The organism is Spirochaetota bacterium (assembly GCA_025061835.1).
In the GTDB taxonomy this organism is placed as follows: Bacteria; Spirochaetota; Brevinematia; order DTOW01; family DTOW01; genus SKYB106.
This window is the reverse complement of the sequence record JANXAC010000018.1, coordinates 1-18,463: the sequence shown is the minus strand read 5'-3', so window position 1 is coordinate 18,463 and position 18,463 is coordinate 1. Positions and strand designations below refer to the sequence as shown.

Sequence of the window (18,463 nt, the reverse complement as noted above, 5' to 3'; positions counted from 1 at the left end):
AATAAACTGGATTAAAAAGTATAATTTTATGAAGCACTATGAAAACATCAGACTTACTAAAAAGCAAATCTTTGGTAATATCCTTTGAGTTCTTCCCACCAAAGGATCCAAGCATCTTTGAAGAATTCATATCAAGTTTTGACTTTTACAATAATATTCACCCCGACTTTGTTTCAGTAACCTACGGTGCTGGTGGTAGCACCAAAACACAAACCTACGAGCTAGTCAAATTCATAAAAACTAACTACAAGATTCCTGTAATGCCACACCTTACAGCACTAACACACTCACAAGAAGAGGTATTAAATATAATAAGCTCATACAAAGAACTCGGTATTGAAAACATCCTAGCCTTAAGAGGAGATGTCCCAAAGGATATGCCAAATTTTGATATTTCTAAATCATACTTCAAAGATGCATTAACATTAGTCAGGTTCATAAGAAGACATTTTTCCAACACCTTCTCTATATGTGTAAGTGCTTATCCCGAAGGCTACCCTCAGTACAGAAACATACCACTTGAAGTAGAATACCTAAAACAAAAGTTTGATAACGGAGGAGACTTTGCTATAACACAGATGTTCTTTGACAACACCTATTTCTACAACTTCATTGATGTTTGTATTAGCAAAGGTATCAACAACCCTATAATACCCGGTATAATGCCTATAACAAACTTCAAACAGATATCTTCATTCGCATCAAAGGTTGGAACACATATACCAAAAGAACTAGAAGATAAATTCGTCAGATATCTAGACAGTCAAGAAGACATGGAAAAACTTGGTATTGAAGTTGCTGTAGAACAAATAAACGACCTGATAAAGAACGGATTTAATAAAATTCACATATATACTCTAAACAGAAATAAACCAATAGAAAAGATAGTATCAATGTTCAGATCAAAAGCACCTTTCAAAACCTAGTTCCTAATTCTACCATCAGAATACTATCATACGTTTTTTCAATATCAATAGGTATAAGAAAATTTTGGTAGTATCCAACTTTTATTATAAAGACATCAATAACTTTTCCCCAAACACCCCCTCCTATGTCAAGGATATTGAGATACTTTGACCTTTCAGAAATAGGTAGAAAATATGTTATTTCTGAAAACAACTTTATCGTTAGGTCCTCTGAATAATAAACAAAACCTTCCAAAGTGCTACCTAGTACAAGATGGTCGTTTTCAACATTGAAAGCAAGTGGTGGCTCTATCTTTGATGATACAGAGTTAAATGAAAAAAACAAAGAGATACCAAAGACAGTTCCAACAACCGAAACAGTATTACCTATTTCTATGTCCGCATAACCAGATGATATTGGGAAATACAAACCTTTCTGAAGTCCTATGTTTCTATAACTATCTTCTTTCTTAATACCTGTAGCTAGGTATATATTAATTACTAAAGCGTTCTGTAATAGAAAGTTATCTAGTATTGAAAAAATCTCCCTTAATATCACAAATTTTGAATAGAGACCAATATCTCCAATAATACCACTATCAGAAGACTCTAAAATTTTTAGATACGGTATACCAAAACCTACTTCAATAAAGTTATTAGGCGTGTAATCTCCTTCAAGTTCAACCGAGAGAATATTATAGTTTGACATATTTTGTAACTTTCTTTGGTACCTTATTATTTCAAGTGATAGTGTAAGTTTCTCTTTCTGCGGAATAATTGCTATCTCATTCTTCATATAAGGTGGAACACCATAACAAAAACTTGAAATAAGTAATACAACAAAAAGTGCTTGAAAAATATTTTTCATATACTTAAATTCTTATAATCTACATCTATATATATCAAATTGTCAAAATGTTACTAATACGAATAAACTTCTTCAAATTTTTGCTTGAAATTCAAAATAAACAACCCCAAAGTTAAGAAACACCATAAATACTTCAAGTTAATTGATTAACAATTTCTTTTAGGATAACAACAATTTTGAAAGATATTATGAGCAAGTAAAAACATCCTAAAACAATAATCAATATTTTGCCAGATTTAACAAGAGTGCTCAATAAATTCCGAAGTTTCTATTATGTCTTATTAAGAGTTTTAGAAGGAGTGAAAGATTGTAAAACTTTTAGTAATACACTCTATGTAGGTAAAGGCCGTTTGATGGAACTAGTGTAGGTTTAATCTTTTCTATACCTAGTAGAATGTTTCTAACCAAACTCTTATCATTCCTTCGTTCTGCTTCTAGCAAAACCGAAACCATACCCCTAGCCATGTTATACATAAACCCATTCGCAGTCATTGAAAAAACGATAAAGTCCTTAAATCTAAAAACCCTAAAACTCTTAACAAACCTTACAGTTGTCTTATACTCTCTCTTTGACGATATACACAGAAAATCGTGTTCCCCTAGAAAATCCTTTGCTAACAATCTCAAAAACTTCAGATCATGATCCTTTCTCTTTGAAATCAAAGAATACTTTCCAATAAAAGGATAGTACTTCTCATCACCGATAAACACTAGGTAAATGTATTTTCTAAATTTCGCAGAGTATCTTGAATTGAAATCTAATCCAACCTCTTCGGAGTTTACAACTCTTATACTTTCTGGAAGAATTCCATTGAGAATAACTCTAAACTTCTCTGGAGGGATTGATAAGTTAGTAGTTTTGAAGTTTGCAACTTGCCTAACTGCGTGTGCTCCCGCGTCAGTCCGACCCGCTCCTATTACAGATACTTTTTCATTCAGCATCTTGGATAATGAAAACTCCAGTATCTCCTGAATTGTATTTCTGGTGTTTTTCTGCTTCTGCCAACCGTTGTAATCACTTCCATCGTAGGATAGCATGAGTTTAATATTCCTACATACCGGGGATGACATATCCGTAGTTGCCGTTATCTATTTTAACCTGCCTTTTGTTAATGTTGATAGTTATTACATTGGCAGAGACTCCCATCCTATCTTCATTCACAACTCTTGGATTTCCAATTAGCTGTATTGTCCTCATCTTCTCATCATACTTACCAATTTCACTCATCATGCTTATATTCTCACTATCAATGACAACATCCTTATTAAGCATAGTAATACTAATATCCAAAAACCTCTCAATCGTTTGAGCTTTTATCCTTGTTCTACCATTATCTATTACATAAGTAGCATTACCACTCAAGAGTTCATAATTGTTATTCTTATCTGCAAAGAGATAATCAGAATAAACCGTATCACCATTCTCAAGGTTCGTTATAACAACATTAGTCATACCAATGTGAAAAACATCTCTACCACCTTCAAATTCTGACCTAAAATATTCAGCCATAACTATGTTATTAGTATTTGATATTACTACATTACCTGTTGCAGTGTAATCTTTAACCTCATTGTTGGTAAAGTTAATAACAATATTGTCTGAACTTAAAGAAAAATTACTACCTATTATCAGCACTCTACCTATACCTATATATTGCGATATTTCATTCTCTTTCGCTTTTTTGTTGCTTGAGGTTATTATAACTCCTCTATCACTGTGAATCGTGATGTTTGAAGAAATTACCTTTGAATTCCTAACTAATCTTATTATGTTTGACTTTGAAAGAACAATGATGTTGTCTGAAAACATCTGAATATTTGCATTGGACATATACGCATTTGTTCTAGAAACAACAGACTCATCATTCTGATTGAGTATCAGAACCTCACCTTTTAGAAATATACCATCATTCGTAATCACTAGATATGGATTGTTGTAAAAAATAATGATATTACTATTTCCATAGTATTCGCTATATTGTCCGAACACATTAATACCACTTTTACTATCTTTGAGTACAACATCACCTCTACCTATGGCAAAGTTGTTAGTCTCAAAATACTCAATCACTTCTGCCAACATCCTAGTGCTACCCTTCTCAACATAAGCATTTCCTTTGAACCTAGTGTAATACTTTCTGAAAAAACCTTCATCACCACCTACCACCATCTTATCTTTGGTATCTCTAGAAGATTTATCTTGTTGTTGAGTTGTTTTCTGGGCGTAAGCGAATATGAAGAAGAGCAAATAAATAAAGATTATCACAGATATTACCTTACCATAGCATCTCAACAAATTCCTTCTATCCAACCTCATAGACAACACACCTAGATATAAGTTTTTCTAAAAAAGTTTTCGTAAAAAATTCTGTATAACAAAATCCAACTTCTTAAATATTATGAAGATTAACACAACATGAATCAAAATTGACAATTACAAACGACATAGAACTAAAACAAAGACTATTGACTAGTGGATCACAACAAGACCTAGATAGATTTGAGACAAATCCTGAAAAACAAAACCAACACTCCAACTATACATAAAGATCAAACAAACTCACTATCGGTATTTCAAAACAGAGTGTGCAAATAATTTGTCTAACGGGGCTTAACCTGATTATATTTGAAAAAAGACACCAGAGATATTTACCTTATAAACTATGAAGATAGTTAGATTTAGAACCGAGGATAAAAAATTACATTGGGGAGTTCTGGACATTGAAAACCAGATAGTCATACCTATCAAAGGAAATGTTTTTGAGAATTTTGAGTTTGAAGATAGAAGTTTCAAGATGGATAGTATCTACATTCTACCACCTGTGATACCTAGTAAGGTTGTTTGCGTTGGACTTAATTATAGAGACCACGCAGAAGAACTCAAGATGCCTATACCAGAAGAACCTATTCTTTTCCTTAAACCTCCAACTACGGTTATAGGTCATAACGATACCATAGTAGCACCAGAATTTTGTAAGAGAGTTGATTATGAAGCAGAACTAGGAGTTGTAATATCAAAAGTTTGTAAAAATGTATCTGTTGATGAAGCAAGAGAATGTATTCTTGGATATACATGTCTTAATGACGTAACTGAAAGATACTATCAGAACAAAGACGGTCAATGGACACGAGCAAAGTCGTTTGACACATTCTGTCCTATAGGACCTTGGATAGAAACGGAGACTGACTGGAGAGGGCTAGGGATAAGAGCATATCTAAACGGGCAACTCAAGCAAAACTCTACAACAAACAACATGATCTTTGGAGTTGAAGAGATAATAAGTTTTGTATCAAAGATTATGACACTCTTTCCGGGTGATGTAATAGCAACCGGAACTCCACCAGGTGTTGGAGAGATGAAAGATAACGATGAGATAGTTATTGAGATAGATGGTATCGGTGCTCTGAAAAATTACTTTAGCAAGAGACCACTATGAGAATCGACGAATTTGAATTGATAGAACACATAAAGAACATAACCAACAGTCTAGGAATACCAGAAGAAGTTACGATCCCTAATGGAGATGATTGCTTCGGTTTTAGAGACTGTGAAGGTAACACCATAATAACTACCGACACTATGGTTGATGGAATACACTTTCTCAAAGAGAAGTTTTCCGCGTATGATATAGGTGTTAAGAGTGCTGTCTCAAACCTGAGTGATATTTCTGCGATGGGGGGGATACCAAAATATGCTCTCGTATCACTCATAATACCACCTTACTTTGAATTGGATTTTATACTTGATGTGTATAGAGGGTTGGTTGATGTTTTTAGCAAGTATAACGTATATATAGGTGGAGGTAATGTATCAAGAGGCAGGGATTTTACCATAACCATAACTTTGGTAGGCAGATCATTCGGCAGACTTCTTGAGAGGAGAGGAACGAAAGCCGGTGACAAGATATTTGTTAGTGGATACATAGGAGACTCATCACTAGGACTTGAGATACTACTCAAAAGAGGTAAAGGGCCTCATCTATCGGAGATAGAAAGTTATCTTGTTTCAAGACATGTATCACCAACTCCAAGAATAGAACTTGGACTCAAGTTAAAAGAAATAGCAACTTCTTGCATAGACTTGAGTGATGGGCTGATTCAAGATGTCAATCACATAACCCAAAGTTCTAGTGTAGGTGCTAGAATATACATAAACAAAATACCAATAAGTAAGGAATATAGTGTTTATATGTCAAAAGAAAAAAGGTATGATAGCCTAGTTGAGTTTTTTAAATACCCTCTATCTGGTGGTGAAGACTACGAACTCATATTCACCATACCTAGCCAAGATATTGATAAGGTTCATAAAATCTCTCTTGAACTAGATACCCCAATTACAGAAATCGGTGAGATAACCGACGGAAAAGAAGTTGAACTATTATACTTTGACGAGAGGATAGATGAAAGAAAATACAAGGGATGGAAACACTTTTAGGAAAGATCTACAATAACATTCTCTGCCTCTTCCCGTCTTAGTGCTACTCTGGCTTGCTTCACATTCACTACTATTGGAGACCCCATAGGAGACACATTCTCAACAAGAAATTTCTCACCTTCTAGAATGCCCATAACGAAAAGTTTCTTCTTAAACTGTCTATCACCATTTATCTTAAGTATGTATCCTACATTACCTCTCTTCGTATCACTCAGTTTTGTCATACCTATCAATTATAATATACAATATACACTCATAGTTTCAAGACTTTGTCAGTTGGAAGTTTATCCTAAAAATTGATTATAATTTGACAAGGAGATCCGAATGATAGTGTTTCTAAAAAATGTATTATCGTTTCTAAAGAATAACTACAAGATAGGTATAATAACCCTAATTTTTCTTACCATAACCTTTATTCCTCTCGTAAGTTTCTTCGGTTTGTCCATTGGAGTAGTAATAATACTTGTATTTCTCGTTTTGAATATCGTTTGGGTCCTGTGGGCTGGAACGAGAGTGTTTGAAGATATAAAAAGTGGAAAACTATTCAGAGGTGTTGAGGATATCGCAATAATAGTTCTTGTTCTAGCCATACTAGTTGTTCTATACATCCTAGCATCCAACAGATCACTCAAGATAGACCTAACATCGGAACAACTTTACTCGCTATCACCCTACACCTTTGAGGTTATAAAAAAACTCAACAAGGAAGTAAAGATAACACTTTTTACGAGGAAAGGTGAAGCAACCGAACTTGAAAAGATACTTGAGGAGTATTCAAAGAATTCTGATAAGATTACATTTGTATCAATTGACCCGATAAAAGATCCGCTTACCGCAAAACGATACGAATTACCTCAAGGTGAGAGTATAATGATCGTAGTTGAGTCTGGAGAAAACAAGAAATACATAAGGGGTGGGTCTCTTGTGGAATACCAGCAAACCTCCTATGGTCCGAGAGCCACTGGAATAAAAGTTGAAGAAGAAGTTACTTCAGCCATACTTAACGTAATTGGTTCATCAAGGGTTATATACTTTTTGGTAGGTAACGGAGAGTACAGAGTCTTATCTGATGCTCCCGGTGCTGAAGTAGAATACTCTTTCAAAACTTGGAGGTCCTACCTTGAAAAAGCAAACTTCACAATTAAAGAACTTAATCTATCAACAACAAAAGAAATCCCAGATGACGCAGGAGCAATTGTAATTGTCTCACCGAGAAGAATAATCCCTATTGAAATTCAAGATAAACTATACACTTACTTCACAAACGGTGGTAGCGTAATAATTCTTCTTGAACCAATCCTAGGTAGTGTGACCTACGATAGGTCATTTTCAATAAACTATTTACTGTCAAAACTAGGTTTCTATGTCAAGAACAATGTTGTTTTTGACCAAGAAAGATTTAATCCCTACGTAGGAAGGTTATTTTACATAATTCCCTACATTCATTTTAGCCCTCTTACATCTGACATAAAGAGAAAAGGACTACCAATACAACTCGTAACAGCGATGGGCATAAGTAGAATGGAAAACATTGAAGGGCAACTCGGATACAGGTATTACGACATTATGTCCTCTTCATCTGACAGTTGGGGAGAAGTGTCAATACCTGAAGGTAGTGAGACTCTCTCTGCCTCTATGGATGACAAAGATATGAAACCACCAATCATCCTAGGATACGCTATTGAAAAGACATCAGAAGAAGATACAACAAAGGTTGGCAAGATGGTAATTATAGGAGATATTGATTTCCTATCTGACTACTTTATTGAAAGCATGTCTGGAAATTTGGAACTCGCACTCAACATCGTTGAGTGGGCATCACGAGAAAGCGGACTTCTTGGAATAAAACCAAAGTCAATAAAAAGCGAACCTGTTGTTATACCTTCATCAGCAGATGCTAACCTAGTTCTTGTCCTAAGTCTTATTGTTGTTCCTCTACTAGTTTTAGTTCCCGGTGTGATAGTCTGGTTTGTGAGAAGCAGGAAAGTGGTATGAGGAGGTAATAATGAAGTTCCCCTTCAGCTGGCTAAACGACTTTATTGAACTTGATAAGATTCTTGACAAAGAAAACGGTAACATTCACAAGGTCTCAGAAAAACTAACAAAAGCAGGAATAGAGGTTGAAGATATTAAGATTAGAAAGTTTTATGACGGGAATGTAGTGATCGGAAGGATAGAGGAGTTGTCACCACATCCAACAAAGCAACAATACTTTATCTGTGAAGTAGATGTTAAAGATAATGAATACAAGATAGTAATAACAGCAGATACAACAGTAAAGAAAGGAGATAAAGTTGTGTATTGTTATCCTGGAACTATCGTTGGGGAAGACAACTTCCTAGTAGATGTTAGAAATATTGAAGGAATAAACTCAAATGGTATGCTACTCGCTATGGATGAATTAGGCTTGGAGAAGGAAAGTCAAACACTCTGGAAACTAACGAGCGACTGGAAGATTGGGTCCGATTTACTCTCAAACATTCTACCTCCATTTATGAAGGAAGAGTATATATTCACTGTAAAAGTTCCTTCAAACAGAGCAGATGTTCTGTCCATTCTAGGAATAGCAAGAGAACTATCTTCTATATATAACATTCCTCTCAAACCTCTACCACATTTTAAGTTCAACGAAGAACTACCAAAACCACATATTGAAATACAAGATAGCAGATGTTATAGATACTGCTCAAGAGTTTTGAAAAATGTTAGAATAAGAGAAAGTGATGATCTCATAAAGTATAGACTTCTGTTATCTGGACAGAGACCTATAAACAATGTAGTTGATATTACAAACTATGTTATGCTTGCGATAGGACAACCTATGCATGCATTTGACTACGACAAACTAGCAGGTGGTAAGATCATAGTAAGACCTTCAGAGGATGGTGAAACTATACTTGCTCTCAACGGAGAAAACATTACCCTACCAAAAGGAACTATGGTAATAGCAGATGAGAATAAGCCAGTAGCAGTTGCTGGAGTAATAGGTGGAGAAGAAACAGGTGTAAGTGAAACGACAACTTCTATACTCCTTGAGAGTGCTTACTTTGACTATAATTCCATAAGGAGAACTGTTAAAGAGATAGGAGTATCAACAGAGTCATCAAATAGGTTCTCAAGAGATATAGGTTTCTACACAACTGAACTTGCTATAAATCTAGCGACCTCACTACTCGGAGATGTAAAAGTATCTCAATTCAACGATGTTAGGGCTCAAGATGCCAAAGCACTAAAAGACACCTATATTAAAACTTCTTTTAGTTCAATAAGAAGCAATATCGGAGATGATATACCAGATGAAACGATAAAACAAATACTCATAAGTTTAGGTTTTGAAATCCAACAGAAAGCAGACAAGATAACATTAAAAGTTCCATCATACCGAAAGGATGTCAGTATTGAAGAAGATATATTTGAAGAAGTCTCAAGGATATACGGATACGACAACATACCATCTACATTACCAAGGATAGACAAAAACCCTGAAATACCATCAAATCAACTAAAGTATGAGAGTTTGATAAGACACAATCTATCATCTCAAGGTCTTACTGAAGTGATGAACTTTTCTTTCATATCTGAAAAAGACGTAGAAACATTCAAGTTAGAAAGTCAATCACTGATAACCATATCAAACCCTATGGTAGCGGAAGACACAATATTAAGACCTATTCTACTGATAAATGTTCTTAAGACAGTAAAGAGGAATATCAATAACGGAGTCAAAAACCTATCACTTTTTGAGGTAGGAAGAGTTTTTACAAACTCCACCGAAGGCTTCGTAGAGGAGAAGAATGTCTGTATAGTCCTCCATGGTAATAAATACGAAAACTGGTTTGACACAAGTAGCTATTCATACTACGACCTAAAGGAGATAGTAGATAAACTCTTTCTATTCCTTGGTATCAGAGCAGAAGTTAGACAAAGAAGGATACATTTTCTACACAACTACATATCAGGTGAGATAGTAGTAGAAGGAGATGTGTTAGGCTATATAGGTAAGGTTCATCCTGAAATCTCACAACAAATAGAGATACAAGATACCCTTGTCTGTGAAATATCTCTAACTAAACTAGAAAAATACCTCGGAAAAGAAGTGGAATTCAAAGGCATCAACAGATTACCATCATCCACGAAGAGTATATCCATACTCGTTCCCAAAGACTATCATACCTCAAACCTTATCAATTTCATACAAAACTACGAAACAAAGAATCAAAATCTAGAGATAACTGATGTAAGGGTAATGGACATATACGAAGGTCCTAAACTACCAGAAGGGATGAAAAGCGTAAATATCCTTTTCAAACTACAATGGGTTAATGAAGTGAGAGAGGAAGTTGAGATAAAGGTCGTATTCACTAACATCATAAAAGATATTCAGGAAAAACTCGGCTTCTCAATAAGAGGCGTCCAATGAAACAGTTTCTCAAAAACATCTTCCTTTCAAAGAGAGATCTCGTCGGCGCACCTAGAGGCTTCTCGTTTGAGTATGACAGCAAGAAGGAACTGATTGAAGAACTGTATGGAATAGTAAAACAAAACGGATTCCAAGAGGTCAATACACCTGTCTTTGATTTCTTTGAAGTTTATGAAAAGGTTTTAGGAAGTGGTGTTAGGGAACTCTTTGTATTCAAGGATGGAAACGATTTCATAGTCCCAAGGTATGACACAACAACACAGATTGTGAGATTTCTAGCACCAAGAATAAAAAACCTAAAATTACCAGTAAAACTATTCTACTACTCCGATGTATTCAGAGAGCCGAGTTTCAAATGGTATCCAAGACAGATAAAGCAGTTTGGCATTGAAATAATCGGTGGCAGCGACGAAGAAATTAAAAGTATGTTCAAAATACTAAAAGACATAATACAAGCACTAAATAAACACGATCTACTTAAGGAATATAAACTCGTCTTTAACTTTTCAAATATCATAGACGCTATAGTGAGCAAGGTTGAAGAGGAAGATAGAGATATCGTTCTATACCTACTCGCTAACAAGGATTTACCATCTCTTGAAAAGGTTGTTGAAAAAGATGTCTATAAAAACATAGAAGAACTCGTTTTCATCGTTTTGGAAGATGGGATTGAGAGTGTTAAAAATAAATCTCTATCACTCACTGGAGTCAGTGAAGATACTCTCAAAGATATTGATACTATTGTGAATACATTCGGAGAAGAGAATGTAGTCTTTGACCCAATTCTTACACCAGATATGGATTACTACAGCGGAGTATTCTTCAAGGTGTTTTCAGACAAACAACCAACACACATAGTAAGTGGTGGAAGGTATGATAATCTAACAAAAAAATTTGGATATTTACAAACTGCTATGGGCTTTGCATTAGATATTCTACCATGAGTAGAAAAGTTCTGTGTATAGACATAGGGAATACAAATGTTGTTTTCGGAATATCAACGGATGACTGGAATAACTTTGAATTTAAACACTTTAGGATTACAACGAATCATTTGATCACTATTGATGAAGTTTCACTAAACCTATTCTCAATCCTCAACTATTTTGATGTGCGTAGAGATGAGATATTTCGTGTTGTAATATCAAGTGTTGTTCCAGAAGTGGATGTTCAATTCAGGTATGGTATTCTAAATGTGATTGGAGTAGAACCAGTATTTGTTAAACCTGAAGACACAGGAATAAGGATTGAATACAACAACATAAATGAGATTGGTAGTGATAGGCTTGTTGATGCTCTCGCTGGAAAGGTTCTATACGGGTCTGATTGTATAATCGTTGATACTGGAACTGCTACGACGATTGATGTCTTAAGAGATGGTGCGTATCTAGGCGGCGTTATTATGCCGGGGATTCAAACATCACTCTATGCCATATTTCAAAAAGCTTCAAAGATACCAAAAATATCTCTAGACACTCCAAAAAGAGTAGTAGGCAAAACTACTGAAGAATGCTTGAGAAGTGGAATAATACTAGGTCTGGCAAAAGGCATTGAAGGTGTAATAAACGAAATATTCAAAGAACTTAATTACTCAAACTTCAAGGTAATCTTCACAGGTGGGCTGTCTGACAAAATATTTGAGTTGGTAAATATTTCAAACAAATTCATTGACAAGGAACTTATGTTAAAAGGACTCAAGTTGATAGCAAGCAGGTTAGAGTCATAGAGAAAACCTCAAACTACTCTGACAAGATATACTTCAAAATCGCACTATAGAAGATATATTCAAAATACCTTTTAAGAACATTTTAATAACTTCCAACATTATTACCTGATGCAACAGACGCACCTGTTTGGGTATGATTAGTTATATTCCACCAAGAATCCCTAGATATCAATAAATCTTGGTAGTTCCTATACAAATAGGGCAAATCATTAGTTATGAAAGTATTGTTTGCTATCGTGTGACCTGTCACATCAGTACTACCATCTTCGTATATACCTATTTGACCTGATAATGCCCCACCATAAGCACCACTTATTACACAATTTGATATAAAAAAGTTATTCAAGGATCCACCGTTATAAAGATGTATAATAGAAGCACTAGTTGCCATATTCCTATTATTAGTTATACGAGAGTTGATTATTGACACACTATGAGAGTTATCAATATATATGCCACTTCCATTAATTTGAGAAGTGTTATTATAAACATTTCCTACTACCTTAACATTACTAGAGGACGATAAGTAAATCCCACCACCATTTGAATTAGCTGTATTAGCATAAACATTACCACTGACTTCAACCATTGAAGAAGATAAAATCTTTACTCCACCAGCATCATTTGAGGAGATATTTTTATAAACGTTACCACCAATCAAAGTATTGGCAGAAGACAATACATATATACCACCGCCCTTATTTTGAGAGAAGTTGTCAAAAACATCTGAAGTTATTTTATCACCTACACAAGAATTTATCATTATTCCTCCGCCACTACTAGATGAGTTATTACTGTAAACATTACCACCTATGATATTGGAAACCGATTGAAACATATATATCCCTGCTCCTTCTTGAGATGTATTCGTGAAGATATTACAATCTATTATGTTTGAGTAACATTGATCAATATACAACCCACCACCACTGTTACTAGCATAGTTATATGAAACATCAAATTGTAATAAGTTATTAGAAGACATATAAATATACAACCCACCACCATAAGAAGCTTCATTATCATGAGATTTCAATTTCACAAAGTTGTTTCTAGAAAGTGATATAACACCACCTCCACCTGAGAAAGTAGCATTATTTTGGAAAACCTCAATATCTATTATTGAGTTGTAATCAGAGTCTAACATATAAAAACCTCCTCCTAAAAGCGAGTTATTACTAAGAATTAAAAGATTACTTAACGAAGAATAAGACACATTACTTAAGTAGATACCACCCCCTATCATGTGATTAGTCTGCATACTATCATTAGCATTACCACCTCTCAGCATAAGATTTCTTAAAACTATACCGCTAACATTCTCAACATACATAACGTGTCTTAAAATATTATTACCATTCAGCTCACTATATCCTACAATACTACTGAAGTTACTATCCCAGCCACCAATTATACTGATGTTATTATTAGTTAACACAACACCACTATACTCACTAGTTGCGTTAAGTCCATTACCAGGAGTATATGTTCCTACTGACAGGTAAATATGACTTATATTATTCTGAACTGCTATTTGAATAGCCTTCTGAATACTTCTAACTGGTGTGTTTTTGGAAAAACCCGAATTTGCATCACTACCACTCGGCGAAACATAAACAGCGGAAGTTGTATTTAAACTACTACCAGTATTTTTATTAGAATTTCTAGCACCAGACAACAAGTCCTCATACTCACCTGGAAAGAAAAACAACTGACAACCTACCAACAAAAACAAAGAAATAACAGTTGGCATCAATACTACAAAATATTTCATAGATACCTCCCAATAAACTACATTCTAGAATTTATTATACTTTAAATAATATAACTTTCAAAAATAAAAAACCAAAATCTTAAGAAAAGTAAGTAAAACCAAAACTTCCAATGTTGAAAAATAAATACTTTACATTCATTATACTTTCGCGATGAAATTTAAATACATACTGTTTGGATTCGTTACTGTTCTATATATACTTTTTCTAGCACTATCTACCTATCAGATAATAACCTCTTTGGATCTGTTTGGTAAAAAACTACCACCATTCCTAGTAACTAGACAGTTAGGTGTTGATGCTATAGGTTTGTTTTTAAGAACCGAATCTTTTACAAAAGTTTTTCCACAATCCTACGTAAAAGAAGTCAACGGTATTCCTGTCAAAAATGACAAGGAGTTCTATGACCTTATAAACTCTTTAGATACCAATAGCGTAAAGGTAAAATTCTCCAATCCCTTTTTCTTCTCTGAATACGAATATGTCTCCGAAGTTAGCCTTCAGGAGTTGAGTTATCTTGACTTTCTTGTTTCATTTCTAACGCCAGTGCTATTCGCAATCGTTTTATTCTCAATAGCATACTATCTCTCAATAACATACATACGAAACCTTGAAATACTTACAAAAAACAGAATACGAATGCTTTTATCATCAATACTACTCTTCAATGTTATGGGACTATTAGTGATAACTGGACTTGATCTGGTAAATAAAAAAAACTTTCTAGTCTTACTCTATCTAACCTTTGGTACGATTGGCATAGTTTTGAGCGTATTCTTCTACAACTTGACTTACACTAGGCTTAAGTGGTGGATGTATGTGATAGTAGGTAATATAATGCTATCGTTCATTCTACTGACAGGCTACATTATCTCTTTTGATAATGCTAGCATTCTGATATCATTTGTGAAACTAAACTATTTGTTGATAGCAATGAATGTTATACTAGGTGTTATCTACCTGATGCTTTTGAGGAGAGTCACTAATAACATAATAGAAAAAGAGAGGATAAAAATAGTAGCATTGACACTGGTCGTTCCTATCCTAATACTAGCAATAATTTTCCTTATTCAAGGCATAAGTATATACACCTTGCCAATATCAATATTCTTTACATTCTTCGTAGTAGTATCACCTGTCATAGCCACAGTTGTCAATGACCATAATGTCAAACTCTCAAAGGAAAGAATATTTTTCTCAATAGTTATGACGGTTTTAATACTAGGTGTTTTTTTTATCATCTCAAATTCAGTATCAAACGTATCGCAAGAACAACTTTTCATATTCGGTATTTATGGGATACCATCTATCCTCTTCCTTTCACTTGTGATATGGTATAGTGTCCAGAACAAACTTGAAACTAGACTTGATGTATCTAGCATAGAGTTTAGTCCAAAAACCCACAACCTTAAAGATTACCTTTTAATCAAATTAATGAAGAGGTTTAACTTCATAAACGATGTGAAAATAATATTTCAATATCCTATTATCTACTCAGAGGAAGGCTTTGAAACATACAAACCTCACAGCGAGATATGGGACAGTCTAGGAGATAAGGAAGTAGTAAGTATAAACGATGTTTTCTTTGATAAGAGATACTCAAATTTTGAGAAGATTTTTAAAACCTTCAACATAAATTATGTTATAGGTTTCAAGATGGACAACAACAAATGTATGGTTGGACTCAATTCTATGAAGGTTCTGAAGGAATCAGATATAGACCAGATAAAGATGATATCAGAATCGTTTATGATAGATATTCAAAGTTCTTCACTGATAAACTCTATGAAACTGGTAAGAGTCCTAAATTTTGAGTTTGAACTCTTAAGAAACTCACAAATTAACCTGCTAAAGACTGACAAAATTATGACACTTAACTTACCCGATATGAAAGTTAACATAATCAACTACTGGGAGCCAATGGTAGATTTAGCAGGAGACATATATGGAATGGTAAAAACAGACAACTACTTCACATACTGGATGTCAGACATATGCGGTAAGGGATTGAACGCAGCGGCAATATCATTCACTTGCTACACATTAATAAACCAAGTTATAAAGAATAACCTTACTATCCACAAATCAGCAGAGTTAATAAACGAAATACTGACTAACGAGCCGTTGTTTAGTGTTGAAAACTTCTTTCTTACACTTTCTGGGATGACAATAAACACTGAAACTTCGGAAGCCGAGATAATAAGATGTGGTAATCCACCGATTGTGTTCTATGATGGTAAGGCTGTATCCGAGTTAGTTATTCGCGGGGGTTTGATAGGAATATTTGACAATTTAGATGCAGAAGTCTTGCGAATGAAACTAGAAAAGGGGATGATATTCCTGATATTCTCCGATGGTCTTACTGACATTATAACTCCAACGGACACTAAGGACTTTGACCAAATTCAGTATATAAAGTCAATAGTAGAACAACACAAATCGCCAGAAACAATCTGGAACACTATAACAAACAACATATTTGAAAACTCTCTCAATAAAAGAATTATTGATGATATAACCTTAACGATGATATATACAGACTAGACGATTATTTCGTCTTCTGGAGACCTTGAGATTATTATCTCTCCTTGCTCCTCTAACTTTCTTATCATATTAACTATTTTCTGTTGTGCTTCTTCAACATCTTTCAACCTCACAGGTCCCATATACTCCATATCCTCTTTCAACATCTGCGATGCTCTTTTACTCATATTTCTGAAGATTTTCTCTTGGACTTCTGGGTCAGTATGCTTAAGTGCTTTAGCGAGGTCCTGTTGATCAACGTGTCTCAATACCTTCTGTATGGATCTATCATCAAGGAGAACTATATCCTCAAAGACAAACATTCTTTTCTTTATCTCTTCTGCAAGGTCAGGATTATCTTCCTCAAGTGCTTCTATGATATTCTTTTCAGTAGTTCTGTCGGAGTTATTGAGTATCTGGACAATAGCATCTATACCACCTGCCTGCGTGTAATCTTCACTTGCTAGTGTTGATAATTTTCTTTCAAGTATTCTCTCAACCTCTCTCAAGACATCTGGTGTAGTTCTATCCATAAGCGCGATTCTTTTAGCGATGTCAGGTTGTATCTCTTCTGGTAGCGATGATAGTATGGTTGCTGCTTTTTTAGGGTCAAGGTAGGATAATATCAAGGCTATAACTTGAGGGTGTTCGCCTTGTATGAAGTTCACGAGGTGCTGTGGGTCTGCTCTTCTTACGAAGTCAAATGGTTTGACCTGTAGTGATGATGTGAGTCTATTTATTATGTCTATTGCTCTCTGCGTTCCAAGTGCTCTTTCAAGGACTTCTCTTGCATAATCCACACCGCCGAGTGCTATAAACTCCTGTGCCATCATAAGTTCTTGGAACTCTGCTAGGACCTTCTCCCTTTCGTCAGGTTCTACTTTGTCTGTCCTTGCTATCTCAAATGTAAGCTCCTCTATCTCATCTTCCTTGAGGTGTTTGAATATTTCTGCGGATACTTCAGGTCCTACTGTTATAAGGAAGATAGCAGCCTTTCTTCTACCTGTGAGTGCTTTTGCCTGTTTCTTATCCTTCTTCTGTTGAGATATTGCCTGCTGAACTTCTGACTTTTTATCCTTTGTTGCCTTCTCTGTATCTCCCATATCCAAACCTCTAATTATAGTATATGAATTATACATCTGATTGTCAATATGTTGCCAAAATTTATCAATTAGTATCAGGAGACATTCTGTGTAGTTTATGTATGATTTTTCCGGAAACCCCCCACCTTTTTTGAGTGTCTGAAAAATTTTTGCGTCCAGTTAGATTAGTATAACTGTGTTTGATTACACAAATTGTCTCAAAAACCTCGTTCTCACCATATCTCCTGATACCAAAATGTTTTGGTATCTCCAAAAGTTCGTTTCCGGAAACCCCCAGGGGTTTTTGCAGCATCGGAGGTTTCCAGAAAAAAATGTTGCAAGTTGTAATCTCAATGTTTATAATACTTTTGCAATTGATAGTTGCTCTAAAACATATCAAATTGAATACCAAAATATTTTGTATTTATGTTATGGTTTTTACCTACCCTTTCAGGGATTGAAACTGCTAATTTCTAGTAGCTCCCATTCTAGTATTTTTAGTTTTTACCTACCCTTTCAGGGATTGAAACCAGGGCTTGCTTACTTTGCTTCCGACCCGAGACAGCGTTTTTACCTACCCTTTCAGGGATTGAAACGGAAATTTTCAGACAAAACAAGAAACACAACAGCAGGGTTTTTACCTACCCTTTCAGGGATTGAAACCGAGTGATGAGGCAGAAAGGCTTGAAATACAGGAGAAGGGTTTTTACCTACCCTTTCAGGGATTGAAAC

The 18,463-nt window shown here is 34.8% G+C and carries 14 protein-coding genes and 1 CRISPR repeat array; of the genes, 8 read left to right on the top strand and 6 right to left on the bottom strand.

Annotated features, from left to right (window positions below; genetic code table 11):
• Positions 1-38: 38 nt before the first annotated feature.
• Positions 39-926, top strand: coding sequence for a methylenetetrahydrofolate reductase [NAD(P)H] (gene metF / locus NZ579_06630; protein MCS7299612.1), 888 nt, complete (start codon positions 39-41; stop codon positions 924-926).
• Here metF and NZ579_06625 read toward each other — a convergent pair.
• The 3 genes from NZ579_06625 to NZ579_06615 all read right to left on the bottom strand — a co-directional run bounded on the left by NZ579_06625 (position 916) and on the right by NZ579_06615 (position 4,090).
• Entirely contained in the window at positions 916-1,773 is an 858-nt protein-coding gene (locus NZ579_06625; GenBank protein MCS7299611.1) for a hypothetical protein, read from the bottom strand. The two genes, metF and NZ579_06625, sit on opposite strands and share 11 nt — an antisense overlap.
• 318 nt (positions 1,774-2,091) lie before the next feature.
• Positions 2,092-2,844 carry a tRNA pseudouridine(38-40) synthase TruA gene (gene truA, locus NZ579_06620; GenBank protein MCS7299610.1) on the bottom strand — a complete coding sequence of 251 codons (753 nt, stop codon included), beginning with the start codon at positions 2,842-2,844 and terminating at the stop codon, positions 2,092-2,094.
• Complete coding sequence (locus NZ579_06615; protein ID MCS7299609.1) at positions 2,825-4,090, bottom strand: LptA/OstA family protein; 1,266 nt, start codon at positions 4,088-4,090, stop codon at positions 2,825-2,827. Before NZ579_06615 ends, truA begins: the two co-directional genes overlap by 20 nt.
• Before the next feature lie 346 nt (positions 4,091-4,436).
• Here NZ579_06615 and NZ579_06610 point away from each other — a divergent pair, with 346 nt between their 5' ends.
• Both NZ579_06610 and thiL read left to right on the top strand, forming a co-directional pair.
• The gene (locus tag NZ579_06610; GenBank protein MCS7299608.1) at positions 4,437-5,210 is read left to right on the top strand and encodes a fumarylacetoacetate hydrolase family protein; all 774 of its coding nucleotides are present in this window, start codon (positions 4,437-4,439) and stop codon (positions 5,208-5,210) included.
• Positions 5,207-6,208, top strand: a complete 1,002-nt coding sequence (gene thiL / locus NZ579_06605) for a thiamine-phosphate kinase (GenBank protein ID MCS7299607.1) — start codon at positions 5,207-5,209, stop codon at positions 6,206-6,208. The genes NZ579_06610 and thiL overlap by 4 nt, the downstream gene beginning before the upstream one ends.
• On the opposite strand, the gene NZ579_06600 is transcribed toward thiL, so the two are convergent.
• Complete coding sequence (locus NZ579_06600) at positions 6,205-6,432, bottom strand: FeoA domain-containing protein (GenBank protein MCS7299606.1); 228 nt, start codon at positions 6,430-6,432, stop codon at positions 6,205-6,207. The genes thiL and NZ579_06600 overlap by 4 nt on opposite strands.
• A 100-nt stretch (positions 6,433-6,532) precedes the next feature.
• Between NZ579_06600 and NZ579_06595 the strand changes: the two genes are divergently transcribed.
• The 4 genes from NZ579_06595 to NZ579_06580 are packed head-to-tail and all read left to right on the top strand — an operon-like array spanning position 6,533 to position 12,354.
• Positions 6,533-8,203 carry a GldG family protein gene (locus tag NZ579_06595; GenBank protein MCS7299605.1) on the top strand — a complete coding sequence of 557 codons (1,671 nt, stop codon included), beginning with the start codon at positions 6,533-6,535 and terminating at the stop codon, positions 8,201-8,203.
• Positions 8,204-8,213: 10 nt separating this feature from the next.
• The gene (gene pheT / locus NZ579_06590) at positions 8,214-10,628 is read left to right on the top strand and encodes a phenylalanine--tRNA ligase subunit beta (GenBank protein ID MCS7299604.1); all 2,415 of its coding nucleotides are present in this window, start codon (positions 8,214-8,216) and stop codon (positions 10,626-10,628) included.
• Complete coding sequence (locus NZ579_06585) at positions 10,625-11,572, top strand: ATP phosphoribosyltransferase regulatory subunit (GenBank protein MCS7299603.1); 948 nt, start codon at positions 10,625-10,627, stop codon at positions 11,570-11,572. Before pheT ends, NZ579_06585 begins: the two co-directional genes overlap by 4 nt.
• Positions 11,569-12,354 (top strand): type III pantothenate kinase, encoded by a 786-nt coding sequence (locus NZ579_06580; protein MCS7299602.1) that lies wholly within the window; start codon positions 11,569-11,571, stop codon positions 12,352-12,354. The genes NZ579_06585 and NZ579_06580 overlap by 4 nt, the downstream gene beginning before the upstream one ends.
• A gap of 82 nt (positions 12,355-12,436) precedes the next feature.
• On the opposite strand, the gene NZ579_06575 is transcribed toward NZ579_06580, so the two are convergent.
• Positions 12,437-14,128 (bottom strand): right-handed parallel beta-helix repeat-containing protein, encoded by a 1,692-nt coding sequence (locus NZ579_06575; protein ID MCS7299601.1) that lies wholly within the window; start codon positions 14,126-14,128, stop codon positions 12,437-12,439.
• 151 nt (positions 14,129-14,279) lie between these two features.
• Here NZ579_06575 and NZ579_06570 point away from each other — a divergent pair, with 151 nt between their 5' ends.
• Positions 14,280-16,670, top strand: coding sequence for a serine/threonine-protein phosphatase (locus tag NZ579_06570; GenBank protein ID MCS7299600.1), 2,391 nt, complete (start codon positions 14,280-14,282; stop codon positions 16,668-16,670).
• Here the strand turns inward: NZ579_06570 and fliG are convergent.
• Positions 16,667-17,752: a flagellar motor switch protein FliG gene (fliG, locus tag NZ579_06565; protein MCS7299599.1), complete on the bottom strand. Its 1,086-nt coding sequence runs from the start codon at positions 17,750-17,752 to the stop codon at positions 16,667-16,669. The genes NZ579_06570 and fliG overlap by 4 nt on opposite strands.
• 413 nt (positions 17,753-18,165) lie before the next feature.
• Positions 18,166-18,463: direct repeats of the CRISPR family, unit length 30 nt; unit sequence GTTTTTACCTACCCTTTCAGGGATTGAAAC.